Source organism: Micromonospora sp. RTBAU3-60 (assembly GCF_054963695.1).
In genome coordinates, this window is the sequence record NZ_JBUEGB010000011.1 from 135,220 (window position 1) to 147,364 (window position 12,145).

Consider the following 12,145-nt stretch of genomic DNA (forward strand, 5'->3'; position numbering starts at 1 on the left):
CGACCGGAGACCGCCCGTCAACTTCTCGGCCCTGAAGCACCGAGCTTGCTCGGTTCGTCGGGATGGTTGACCAGCCCCAGGAACCCCTGAAAGGGAGGTGACTACGTTGCATACAGGCCAGAAGACCCACTCCGGGGTGCTTCCTCAGCCCCGGACTCTGGAATCCGCGTCAGCAGACACGGCCCCGAGATGCCACGAAACGGGACACGGACGCCGCAAGGCAGCCGGTGTGCAACATGGGCGAGGGGAGACCGGCGCAAGCCGGCGTCACCCGGAACCCGCTTCGGCGGGGACCGGAGCGGGCCGTGAGGCCCACACCCATCCGGTGGTGTTCGTTGTTGACCGGCATCACCGGCCGCTCCAACCGTCCGCCCCGGCACGGGCTCGGAAGTTGCTCGCCGCCGGGCGTGCGGTGGTGCACCGGCACACCCCGTTCGTGATCCGGCTCAAAGACCGTGAGGTCGCCGACTCACAGGTGGACGGGGTTGAGCTCGGCATTGACCCGGGTTCGAAGTTCACCGGTATCGCCGTCTTCCGCGCCGACAACATGGTTCGGGCCGGCCTGTTCGCGATCGAAGTCCGCCATCGGGGCGGGCAGATTCGTGACAAGCTGACTGCTCGCGCCGCCTTCCGCCGTGCTCGCCGGTCGCGGAACCTGCGCTATCGGGCACCCCGGTTCCTCAACCGCCGCCGGTCGGATGGGTGGCTAGCGCCATCGCTGCGGCACCGGATCGACAACGCCATGTCCTGGGTCCAGCGGCTGTATCGGTGGGCCCCCGTGGCCGGCCTGCACCTGGAGCGGGTCGCGTTCGACACGCAGCTGATGCAAACCCCGAACATCGCCGGGGTCGAGTACCAGCACGGCACCCTGCACGGGTACGAGGTCCGCGAGTATCTGCTGGCCAAGTGGGGACGCAAGTGCGCCTACTGCGGCGCCACGGGGGTGCCGCTGAACATCGACCACATCGTGCCACGCTCGCGGGGCGGCTCAGACCGGGTGTCGAACCTGACCCTGGCCTGCGTCCCATGCAACTTGGCTAAAGGCGCCACCCCGGTCGAGGTCTTCCTCGCGGACCGGCCCGCTGTGTTGGCCCGGATCCGACGCCAAGCGAAACTGCCGCTGGCCGATGCTGCGGCCGTGTCGGCAACCCGGCGGGCGCTGTGGCAGGCGCTGTCCGCCACCGGCCTGCCGGTTGAGGTTGGCACCGGTGGGCGCACCAAGTGGAACCGGCACCAGACCGGCGCGCCGAAGACCCACACCCTTGACGCCCTTCACGTCGGGACCATCTCCGCCGTGCGGTCCTGCCCCGGGCAGGTGCTGGTGGCCACCGTTACCGGCCGCGGCTCGTACGCCCGCACACGCTGCAACCGGTACCGGTTCCCCCGGCTGCGATTGCCAAGGAGCAAATCGGTGTACGGGTTCCAAACCGGCGACCTGGTGCGCGCTGTCGTACCCGCCGGCAAGAACAAGGGCCGGCACGTGGGTCGGGTCGCTGTGCGAACCACCGGGAAGTGCAACATCCGCACCAGCCATGGCCTTTTGCAGGGCATCCATCACCGGCACTTCCGGCTGCTGCAACGCGCCGACGGATGGGCCTACACCCGAGAGGAGGAGCGGCGTTTCCTCCCGGCCCTGAACGGCCGGGTTTCCACGCCGCAACGCCGATGACCGACGACCTGATCGACGGCCCCGGCGACGGGGTCGGCCGGGTGCTCGGCACCGCCGACGCCACCCCGCTCACCTTCTGGACCGCCGTCGCCCCCGGCAGCTACCTGCAACTCGACGACGTGGTGGTCACCCGCCGCGAGCTGCCCGACCGGGAGCCGGTGACCATCGCGGGCGTGGTCACCCAGGTGCGCGCCCGGCACGAGGGGGCGCAGTTCGACTCCGACGTCTTCGCCATCGCCGACGGCACGCTCCCGGCTCAGGTGCAGGAGGCCGCCGAGGTCACCACCACCCGGGTCGACCCCGAGTTCTACGTGCCACCCACGCCGGGCGCGGTGGTGCACCGGGCCGAGGGCGACGCCCGGGCCCGGGCGCTGCACTTCGACCGGATGGAGCGGCGCATCCCGATGGGCATGGGCCGCGACGGCGTGCCGGTCTACCTCAACGCCGACTTCCTCGACGGCACCCGGGGCGCGCACGTGTCCATCTCCGGCATCTCCGGGGTGGCCACCAAGACCAGCTTCGCCACCTTCCTGCTCTACTCGGTGTTCCGCTCCGGCGTGCTCGGCGGCGACGCGGTCAACGCCAAGGCGCTGATCTTCAACGTCAAGGGCGAGGACCTGCTCTTCCTCGACCACCCGAACGCCCGCCTCGACGACGACACGCGGGCCGGGTATGCGAAGCTCGGGCTCGACGCGGGCGCCTTCCCCGATGTGCGGGTCTACGCGCCGCCCCGGGTCGGCGACTCCTCCGGCACGCCGGACGTGAGCAGCCGGCTCACCGGCGTGGACAGCTTCTACTGGACGCTGAGCGAGTTCTGCGCCGACCGCCTGCTGCCCTACGTCTTCGCCGACGCCGACGACGAGCGGCAGCAGTACACGATGGTGGTCCACTCGGTCGCCGCGCACCTGGCCCGGTACGCCCAGCCCGCCGACGGCGGGGTGAGCATCGACGGGGTCCGGCTGGGGTCCTACGCCGACCTGGTCGACCACATCGTCGAGCAGCTCAACGACGACGAGACCCGGGGCGACTGGGCGGGCAGCGCGGTCGGCCTGGGCACGGTCAACGCGTTCGCCCGCCGGCTGATCGGCAGCAAGAAGGACCTCGGCCGGCTGATCCGGGGCGACCTGGCCATGCGCCGCCCGCACTCGATCAACACCGCGGAGAGCGCCCAGGTCACCGTGGTCGACCTGCACAACCTGCCGGACCGGGCGCAGCGCTTCGTGGTCGGGGTGACGCTCAAGAGCGAGTTCGAGCGCAAGGAGAAGGCCGGCACCGCCAAGCCGCTGCTCTTCGTCGTCCTCGACGAGCTCAACAAGTACGCGCCGCGCGAGGGCTCCTCCCCGATCAAGGAGGTGCTGCTCGACATCGCCGAGCGGGGCCGCTCGCTCGGGGTGATCCTGGTCGGCGCGCAGCAGACCGCCAGCGAGGTGGAGCGGCGGATCGTGACCAACTCGGCGATCCGGGTGGTCGGTCGGCTCGACCCGGCCGAGGCGTCCCGCCCGGAATACGGCTTCCTCCCGCCCGCCCAGCGGCAGCGGGCCCTGCTGGCCAAGCCGGGCACCATGTTCGTCAACCAGCCCGACATCCCGGTGCCGCTCTGTCTGGAGTTCCCCTTCCCGGCCTGGGCCACCCGGGTCTCCGAAGCCGGCCGGGCGCCGTCGGAGACGCTGCGCTCGATCACCCAGGCGGCCGACCCGTTCGCCGTGGTGGGTTCCGGCAGCTCCGACGACGACATCCCGTTCTGAGGGCGGTGACCGACCGGTGAGCGCGAGGAGTGCAGCGCAGCGGAGCCCCGCAGTCGCGAGCGAAAGGCCAGCACGGTGAAGATCCTGCACACCTCCGACTGGCACGTCGGCAAGGTCCTCAAGGGGCAGTCCCGCGGCGAGGAGCACAAGCAGGTGCTCGCCCAGGTGATCGAGATCGCCCGGGTCGAGCGGCCCGACCTGGTCATCGTGGCCGGCGACCTCTACGACACCGCCGCGCCCATCCCGGAGGCGACCCGCCTGGTGACCCGGGCGCTGACCGCGCTGCGGCGCACCGGGGCCGACGTGGTGGCGATCGGCGGCAACCACGACAACGGGGCGGCCCTGGACGCGCTGCGGCCCTGGGCCGAGGCGGCCGGCATCACCCTGCGGGGCAGCGTCCGGGACAACCCGGCCGAGCACGTCATCGATGGCGTCACCGCCGGCGGCGAGCGCTGGCAGTTGGCCGCGCTTCCTTTCCTGTCCCAGCGGTATGCCGTCCGTGCCGTGGAGATGTACGAGCTGACTGCCGCCGAGGCCAACCAGACGTACGCCGACCACCTCGGGCGGGTGCTCGCCCGGCTGGCCGAGGGCTTCACCGAGCCCGACCGGGTGCACCTGGTCACCGCCCACCTCACCGTGGTCGGGGCGAGCACCGGCGGCGGCGAGCGGGACGCGCACACCGTCCTCGGCTACGCGGTGCCGGCCACCGTCTTTCCCGGCAACGCGCACTACGTGGCGCTCGGCCACCTGCACCGGTCCCAGCGGGTCATCGGCCCGTGCCCGATCCGCTACAGCGGCAGCCCGCTCGCCGTCGACTTCGGCGAGCAGGAGAACGTGGGTTCGGTGACGCTGGTCGAGGTGACCGCGACCACCGCCGCCCAGATCCGCGAGGTGCCGGTGCCGGGGGCGGTGCCGCTGCGCACCGTCCGGGGCACCCTGGCCCAGCTCGCCGAGCTTGACCCGCCCGAGGGGTGGCTGCGGGTCTACGTCCGCGAGCAGCCCCGCGCCGGCCTGCGGGAGGAGGTGCAGGAGCTGCTGCCCCGGGCGCTGGAGATCCGGATCGACCCGGAGCTGGTGCCGGCCCCCGGCAGCGCCACCCGCACCGCCCAGCGGGCCGGCCGCTCGCCGCGGGAGCTCTTCGCCGACTACCTGAGCAGCCGGGGTCACGCCGACGACGGCGTCCAGGAACTCTTCGACGAACTGCTCGAGGGGATCGATCACTGATGCGACCGATGCGACTGGACATGGCCGGGTTCACCGTCTTCCGCGAGGAGACCACCGTCGACTTCACCGACGCGGACTTCTTCGCGTTGGTCGGGCCGACCGGCTCCGGCAAGTCGACGGTGCTCGACGCGATCTGCTTCGCCCTCTACGGCACCGTGCCCCGCTGGGGCGGCGCCCGGGGCCTGGCCAACGCCCTCGCTCCGTCGGCGAACGAGGCCCGGGTCCGGCTCGTCTTCGAGTCCGCCGGTGACCGCTACGTGGCGACCCGGGTGGTGCGCCGGGACGGCCGGGGCACGGTGAAGACCGCCAACGCCGGGCTGCAGCTGATGCCGGCCGGTTTCGACGTCACCAAGCTCGACACCGGGCTTAGCCCGGAGGACCTGGGCGAGGTGGTGGCCGGCACGCCCGCCGAGATGGAGCAGGCGGTGCTGGACGCGGTCGGGCTGCCGTACGAGCAGTTCACCAGCTGCGTGCTGCTGCCGCAGGGGCAGTTCGCCGACTTCCTGCACGCCAAGCCGGCCACCCGGCAGCAGATCCTGGTCAACCTGCTCGGCCTCGGCGTCTACGAGGAGGTGCAGAAGAAGGCCACCGAGCGCGCCGGGCAGGCCGAGGCGAAGCTGGAGACGGTCGACAAGCTGCTCGGCGGCCTCGCCGACGTCGACGACGAGACGCTGGCCGGCGTGCGGCAGCGGGTGGACCGGATGCGCGAGCTGGCCGAGGCGGTCGCGGTGGCCGTACCCGAGCTGGACCGGGCCCGGGCGACGGCGCGCGAGCGGGCGGCGGCGCTGGCCGCGCTGGACGCGGAGCTGGCGGTGCTGGCCGGGGTGCGACCGCCGGACGGGATCGCCGAGCTGGCCCGGGCGGTGGCGGCGGCCCGCGTCGCGGCCGACGAGGCCATGGCGGCCGTCGGGCTCGCCGAGGAGCGGGAGGAGAAGCTGCGCGGCGAGCTCGCCGCGGCCGGCGACGAGAGCGCCCTGCGGCTGCTGCTCAAGGCGCACGCCGACCGGGAGAAGCTGACCGGCCAGGTGGCGGCGGTCCGCGCGGCGGTGGCCGCGGCGCAGACCGAGCACGACGCGGCGGTCGGCGTCCTGACGGAGGCCCGGGCGGCCGCCGAGCGGGCCGAGGCGGAGCTGGAGGCGGCGTTCCGGGCGCACGAGGAGGCGAAGGCCACCGACCAGGCCGTGGCGCTGCGCGCCCACTTGGTCGAGGGCGGCCCGTGCCCGGTCTGCGAGCAGGTCGTCCCGCGGGTGCCGGCCGTGCCGAAGGGGTCGGCGGTGGCTCGGGCGATCGCGGCGGGCAAGGCTGCCCGCACGGCCAGTGAGGCGGCGAAGCGGGTGGTGCAGGAGCGCGACGCCGCCGCCCGCGAGCTGGACCGGGTGCTGCTGCGCGCCCGCGCCGAGCACGACCAGCTGCGGACCCGGCTGACCGAACTGGACGAGCAGCTCGCCGATGCCGCCGCGCCCGGCGCGCTGCGGGAGGCACTGGACGAGCACGCCCGGCTGCGTCGCGGCCTGGAGGAGGCGGCCGGGGCGGTCCGTGCCGGCCGGGACGCCGCCCGCCGGGCCCGGGGCGCGCTGGACGGCGCGGAGGAGCGGCTGCGCCGCGCCTGGCGGGACTTCGACGCGACCCGGGACGGGCTGGCCCGGTTCGGTCCGCCGGCCGCCGACCGCGACGACGTGGGCGCCGCCTGGGCGGCGCTCGCTGGCTGGGCCGGGGAGCAGGCCGACCGGCGGCGGGCCGACCGGGGCGGGCTGGGTGCGGCGGTCGGTGCGGCCGAGGCCGCCGCAGCCGAGGTCGAGGAGCGGATCGGCGGGCTCTTCACCGCGGCCGGGCTGGACGTGCCCGACGATCCGCTGCGGGACGCGGCGGTGGCGGTCGAGCGCGCCGAGGCGGAGCTGCGCCGGCTGACGGAGCGCCGCGAGCAGGCCGCCGAGCTGCGCGAGCAGCGGGCCGGCCACGAGCGGGAGGCCCGGGTGGCGCGGGCCCTGGCCGGGCACCTGCGGGCCAACAACTTCGAGCGGTGGCTGCTGGCCGAGGCGTTGGACCTGCTGGTCGACGGCGCGTCGCGGATCCTGCGGGAACTCTCCAACGGCCAGTACGACCTGGTGCACGACAAGGGCGAGTTCTTCGTGGTCGACCACCACGACGCCGGGCTGCGCCGGGGGGTGCGGACCCTCTCCGGTGGGGAGACCTTCCAGGCCTCGCTGGCGCTGGCGCTGGCGCTGTCGGAGCAGCTCGCGGGGATGTCCACCAGCGCGGCGAGCCTGGAGTCGATCGTCCTGGACGAGGGCTTCGGCACGTTGGACGCGGCCACCCTGGACACCGTCGCCGCCACCCTGGAAAACCTGGCCGCCCGGGGTGACCGGATGGTCGGCGTGGTCACCCACGTGCCGGCCCTCGCCGAGCGGATCCCGGTCCGCTTCGAGGTCCGCAAGGACGCCCGCACGGCCCGCGTCGAACGGACCGGCCTGTGACCGCGGGGAGCGAGCGTTCCTGGGCGGCTCGCGTGGGACACGGTCGCGCGGGAGTGCGAGGCGCAGCGCAGCGGAGCCCCGCAGCCGCGAACGACGGGTCGGCGCCGGTGCGCGGGGCGGGGGCGGCGTGACCCGGTTCTACGTCGACGCCTGGGATCCGGCGTACGGGGCGTCGTTCGAGGCGGCCGGCGGGGGCGGGCCGGCGGCGCCGAGCAGCGCCCAGGTCGACGCCGGCGTCGAGCTGCCGGCGACGGACTGGCGGGCGATCGACGTCCGCCGGGACGTGCTCGCCCCGGACGTGGTGCTGCTGGTCGACGGGGTACGCCGGATCGACGCGAGCGTGTGGACGGCCGAGGACGACGGCGGCTCGTTCCCGGGCATCGCCGCCTCGTACGCCGCCGGGGTGGTCCGCTGCGACCTGGAACGCGGCGCGGCGGAGCTGGCCGGGGCCCGGGTCGGCCGGGGGCTGTTCACCGCCAGTCCCTCCGCGCAGGACGTGGTGGCCGGGCAGATCCGCTACCCCGTGCACCGGGTCGGCGGCACCGGTGAGCTGAGCAAGCTGCCGGCCGCGGTGCAGGCCCCGCTGACCGCGCTGGAGGTGGCCGTCTCCGACGCCGCGCGTACCGACGGTGACCTGCTGGTGGTGGACGGGCCGTTGCGCAGCCGCCGGCACCTGCCGCGCACCCTGGGCTACATCAAGACGCAGCACAGCCAGTATCTGGACGCGCGGCTGACCGCGGTGGTCACCGGGCTGGCGCCGGGCCAGCGCTGCCCGGTGTTCCGGCTGGACACCGCGTGGGGCGGCTACTCCTGGTATCTGCGGCTGCCGGTGGCCGGGGGCGCGCCGTGGGCGGGCATCGTGCGGATGGAGTGCTCCGCCGAGCTGACCGCGGCCGAGGCGATCGAGCTGGCCGACCTCTCCCTGGTCACCCTGCCCCGGTTCGCCTCCACCCCGTACAAGGATCCGCGGGCCCCGCAGAACCTGGTCCCGATCGCCGGCCTGGAGCGCCGGTTGCGCGGGCTGCTCGGCGACGCCCGCCTGCTGCACCGGGTGCTGATCGCGGCCGCCCGGGGGATCCGGCGCTGATGGGCCGCCGACGCGGCACGGACCGGGTCGTCGAGCAGGTCGACACCGGGCAGGCCGAGCTGGTGCCCGACCCGGACCGGCCGGGTTCCTGGACGCTGCTGCTCGACGGCGCCCCACAGTCCCATGTGGACCTGGCGGATCCGACCCATCTGGAATTCGAGTACGTCCGGCGGCTGGCCGCCGCGATCGACCTGGTCGCCCCGGCTGGCGCACCGCTGCGGGTGCTGCACCTGGGCGGGGGCGCGCTGACCCTGCCCCGGTACGTCTCCGCCACCCGTCCCGGGTCGACGCAGCGGGTGTCCGAGGTGGACGGCGCCCTGGTGGAGCTGGTCCGCCGGGCGCTGCCGTGGCCCGCCGACGCCCGGCTGCGGGTGCGGGTGGCGGACGCCCGGGCCACCCTCACCGCCAGCCGGGAGGCCAGCTACGACCTGGTGGTTGCCGATGTCTTCGCCGGCGCCCGCACTCCGGCCCACCTGACCTCGGTGGAGTACGCCGCCGAGGTGGCCCGGGTGCTCCGCCCGGCCGGGTTCTACCTGGCGAACATCGCCGACGGCCCGCCGCTGCGGCACGCCCGCGCCCAGGTCGCCACGGTCCGCACGGTGCTGCCCCGGGCCTGCCTGGTCAGCGACGCGGCGGTGCTGCGCGGGCGCCGGTACGGCAACCTGGTGCTGGTCGCGTCCCGGGTCGATCCGCCGGTGGCGGACCTGTCCCGACGGGCCGCCGGCGACTGGTTCCCGGGCCGGGTGCTGGCCGGCGAGGAGCTGGACCGGTTCGCCGGGGGCGCCCCGGTGGTGCGGGACGCCGACGCCCGGGATTCCACTCCGCCCCCGCCCGGGATTTTTTCCGTGCGCCGTTGATCCGTCCGGCGGACCGCTCCGTATCACCCGGCCATGCCTGTGGGGGCCGGATGCCGGCGGCCGGCGCGGCGACGGTGTCGCCCGTCACGGCCGGCCCGCGTGGCAGAGTGACCGGGTGACCTCCCCCGCCGCTCGCCGGACGCTGCGCCCCCCGGCCGGCTACCGACTGGCCAGGTCGGTCCGGGCGCTCACCTTCAGCGCTTACGATCCGTGCGCGCGAATCGCCGGGGGCACGTTCTGGTGGGCCACCCGCACCCCGGTCGGGCCGGCCACCCTCGCGTTGCGCCCCGCCGGGGACGAGCTGGTCGCCGAGGGGTACGGGCCGGGAGCGGACTGGGTGGCCGAGCGGGCCGAGGCGATCGCCGGCCTCGGCGACGACCTGACCGGCTTCGCCGACCTCGCCGCCGCGCACCCGCTGGTGGCCCGGCTGGCCCGCGAGCACCACGGGCTGCGGATGCCGGCCACCGGCCAGGTCTTCCCCCGGCTGCTGCGGGCCGTGCTGGAGCAGAAGGTCACCGGCAAGGAGGCGTACCGGGCGTACGCGGCGACGGTCCGGCACTTCCGGGAGGCGGCGCCGGGGCCCGTGCCGCTGCTGCTGCCGCCGGAGGCCGCGGCCGTGGCGGCCACCCCGTACTGGGTCTTCCACCCGTTCGGCGTGGAGCAGCGGCGCGCGGACACGCTGCGCCGCGCGGCCGCCGCCGCCGAGCGGCTGGAGCAGTGCGCCGACACCGTCGAGGCCACCCGCCGGCTCACCGCGATCCCCGGGATCGGCCCGTGGACCGCCGCCGAGGTGGTCCGGATCGCGTACGGCGACCCGGACGCGGTCAGCGTCGGCGACTACCACATCCCGAACACCGTGGCCTGGGCCCTGGCCGGGGAGCCGCGCGGGGACGACGCCCGGATGCTGGCGCTGCTGGAGCCGTTCCGCGGCCACCGGGGCCGGGTCTGCCTGCTGCTGGAGGCGGCCGGCATCCAGGCGCCGCGGTACGGCCCGCGCGCCAGCATCCGCTCCTTCGCCCGCTACTGACCGCTCCGCGGGGCCGGACGGGTCAGCCGCGGGCGCAGAGGCGGCGCAGCGTCCGGCCCAGCCACCAGGCGTACGCGTGCTGGACGGCGCCGGCGAGCGGCCCGGCCGCGCGGGTGTACCAGCGGGCCGGGCGGCTGAACGCGGTCACCTCGAACCAGACGGCCGGGCCGTCGCGGACGACCAGGAACGCCTCCTCGCCGGTCTCCGGATGCCCGGGCAGCGTGCCGTAGCCGAAACCGACCCGGTCCGGCTCGTCCACCGCCCAGACCACCTCGGTCGGGCCCCAGATCCGCAGCGGGCCGACGCCCAGGCCCGGCGTCACCCGCACGCCCGCGGCGGCCCGGGGCGCGTCGGTGCGCATCACCACCCCCGCGGCCCGGTGCAGCCGCCACCCGAGCACCGCCTCGCCGGCGGTCGGGAAGCAGCCGTCCGGCAGCCGGACCCGGCGCCGCAGGTGGTGGTAGCCGGCCGGCAGCCGCCCGTCGCGGGTCGCCCCCACCTCGGGGTACGTCAGATCCGGCACGGTGGCCACCTCCTCGCGCGGGACAGGGCCAGCCTACGGCCGGGGCGGCCGCCCCACCTGCGGACGGCCGGGGCTACGCGGCCTCGCGGAGGTCGGCCAGGCTCACCGGGGCGTATCGGCGGAGCAGCTCCTCCAGCTCGGCCACCGAGGCGACCTCGCCGATGACATTGGCCCCGCCGCCCTGCTCCGGGCGGTAGCGGTGCACGAGCCGGTAGCGGTACCGCCCACGGATCAGCTGCACGCTGACCCGCCAGCGTCCGCAACATCCGCAGATCCACTCCGACACGCGGCGAACGGTAGCCCTGACCTGCGGTTTCACCATCCGGGCGAGGGTGACGAACCAGCCGGTCCGGGGACACGCCGCCCGCCGCCACCGGTGATCTGCCTCACCACTGTCAGTGGCGTCTGATTGACTGGTCGCCGTGGACCTGCCGATCAATCCCCCGGTCGAGCCGATGCTGGCCAAGAGCGTGCCCCAGCTCCCCACCGCTCCCGGTATGACGTACGAGCCGAAATGGGACGGCTTCCGCTGCATCATCTTCCGCGACGGCGACGAGGTCGAGCTGGCCAGCCGCGGCGGCAAGACGATGACCCGCTACTTCCCGGAGGTGGTCGAGCAGGCGCGGCGCCAGCTTCCGCCCCGGTGCGCGGTCGACGGCGAGCTGATCGTGATCCGCCGCGACGGCCCCAGTGGCCAGCCCCGGCTCGACTTCGAGCTGCTCGCCCAGCGGATCCACCCGGCCGCCTCCCGGGTGAAGCTGCTCGCCGAGACCACCCCGGCCGACTTCGTCGCGTTCGACCTGCTCGCCCTCGACGACGAGCTGTTCACCGACCGGCCCTACCCGCAGCGGCGGGCCCGACTGGAGCAGGCTCTCGCCAAGGTCCGGCCGCCGGTGCACGTCACGCAGATCACCACCGACGCCGAGACGGCCCGGCGCTGGTTCGACGTGTTCGAGGGGGCCGGGCTGGACGGGCTCATCGTCAAGCCGGCCGACCTCCCGTACGAGCCGGGCAAGCGGCTGATGTTCAAGGTCAAGCACGCCCGCACCGCCGACGCGGTGGTGGCCGGCTTCCGCTGGCACAAGTCCGGCCCGGTGGTCGGCTCCCTGCTGCTCGGCCTCTACGACGACGCCGGCGTGCTGCACCACATCGGGGTCAGCTCGTCGTTCACCGCAGCGCGACGCAAGGAGCTGCTGGACGAGCTGGCGCCCTACCGCGACGTCGGCGGCGACCACCCGTGGGTGCACGGCGATCACGAGCGGGGCCAGCGCATCCCGGGCGGGGTGAGCCGGTGGACCGGCAACAAGAACCTGGAGTGGGAGCCGCTGCGCCCGGAGCTGGTGGTCGAGGTCGGCTACGACGCCATGGAGGGCGACCGGCTGCGGCACACCGCCCAGTTCGTCCGCTGGCGCCCCGACCGTGATCCCCGCTCCTGCACCTACGATCAGTTGGAGCGCCCCATCCGCTACGACGTCGACCAGGTGCTGCGCGGCGATCCGGCGGCGACCGCCGGCAGCGTGTCCGGTCGGGCGTAGCCTG

The 12,145-nt window shown here is 74.7% G+C and carries 10 protein-coding genes; 8 read left to right on the forward strand and 2 right to left on the reverse strand.

From position 1 onward, the window contains the following. The first annotated feature begins 325 nt into the window (after nucleotides 1-325). The 7 genes from iscB to ACY34I_RS13825 all read left to right on the forward strand — a co-directional run bounded on the left by iscB (nucleotide 326) and on the right by ACY34I_RS13825 (nucleotide 10,083). Nucleotides 326-1,669: an RNA-guided endonuclease IscB gene (gene iscB, locus ACY34I_RS13795; RefSeq protein WP_462755361.1), complete on the forward strand. Its 1,344-nt coding sequence runs from the start codon at nucleotides 326-328 to the stop codon at nucleotides 1,667-1,669. Next, entirely contained in the window at nucleotides 1,666-3,414 is a 1,749-nt protein-coding gene (locus ACY34I_RS13800) for an ATP-binding protein (protein ID WP_148795247.1), read from the forward strand. Before iscB ends, ACY34I_RS13800 begins: the two co-directional genes overlap by 4 nt. 75 nt (nucleotides 3,415-3,489) lie before the next feature. Beyond that, nucleotides 3,490-4,638, forward strand: a complete 1,149-nt coding sequence (locus ACY34I_RS13805) for an exonuclease SbcCD subunit D (protein WP_462755364.1) — start codon at nucleotides 3,490-3,492, stop codon at nucleotides 4,636-4,638. Beyond that, a complete protein-coding gene (locus ACY34I_RS13810) occupies nucleotides 4,638-7,112 on the forward strand; it encodes an AAA family ATPase (RefSeq protein ID WP_462755366.1) in 2,475 nt (824 codons plus the stop codon). The genes ACY34I_RS13805 and ACY34I_RS13810 overlap by 1 nt, the downstream gene beginning before the upstream one ends. A 127-nt stretch (nucleotides 7,113-7,239) precedes the next feature. Beyond that, complete coding sequence (locus ACY34I_RS13815) at nucleotides 7,240-8,199, forward strand: hypothetical protein (RefSeq protein WP_462755368.1); 960 nt, start codon at nucleotides 7,240-7,242, stop codon at nucleotides 8,197-8,199. Beyond that, nucleotides 8,199-9,056, forward strand: coding sequence for a spermidine synthase (locus ACY34I_RS13820; RefSeq protein ID WP_462755370.1), 858 nt, complete (start codon nucleotides 8,199-8,201; stop codon nucleotides 9,054-9,056). Before ACY34I_RS13815 ends, ACY34I_RS13820 begins: the two co-directional genes overlap by 1 nt. A gap of 115 nt (nucleotides 9,057-9,171) precedes the next feature. Next, on the forward strand, nucleotides 9,172-10,083 hold the full coding sequence (locus ACY34I_RS13825; RefSeq protein ID WP_462755372.1) for a DNA-3-methyladenine glycosylase family protein: 912 nt from the start codon (nucleotides 9,172-9,174) through the stop codon (nucleotides 10,081-10,083). Between the two features lie 22 nt (nucleotides 10,084-10,105). On the opposite strand, the gene ACY34I_RS13830 is transcribed toward ACY34I_RS13825, so the two are convergent. Next, entirely contained in the window at nucleotides 10,106-10,606 is a 501-nt protein-coding gene (locus tag ACY34I_RS13830; RefSeq protein WP_462755374.1) for a DUF1990 family protein, read from the reverse strand. 73 nt (nucleotides 10,607-10,679) lie between these two features. Further along, nucleotides 10,680-10,892 carry a hypothetical protein gene (locus ACY34I_RS13835; protein ID WP_462755376.1) on the reverse strand — a complete coding sequence of 71 codons (213 nt, stop codon included), beginning with the start codon at nucleotides 10,890-10,892 and terminating at the stop codon, nucleotides 10,680-10,682. A 136-nt stretch (nucleotides 10,893-11,028) separates the two neighbouring features. Here ACY34I_RS13835 and ACY34I_RS13840 point away from each other — a divergent pair, with 136 nt between their 5' ends. Then, complete coding sequence (locus ACY34I_RS13840; protein WP_462755378.1) at nucleotides 11,029-12,141, forward strand: ATP-dependent DNA ligase; 1,113 nt, start codon at nucleotides 11,029-11,031, stop codon at nucleotides 12,139-12,141. Nucleotides 12,142-12,145 lie beyond the last annotated feature (4 nt).

Bases quoted from the DNA above. Each gene is read 5' to 3' on its own strand.
- ACY34I_RS13810 (WP_462755366.1), top strand. From the start codon at position 4,638: ATGCGACCGATGCGACTGGACATGGCCGGGTTCACCGTCTTCCGCGAG.
- ACY34I_RS13800 (WP_148795247.1), top strand. From the start codon at position 1,666: ATGACCGACGACCTGATCGACGGCCCCGGCGACGGGGTCGGCCGGGTG.
- ACY34I_RS13820 (WP_462755370.1), top strand. From the start codon at position 8,199: ATGGGCCGCCGACGCGGCACGGACCGGGTCGTCGAGCAGGTCGACACC.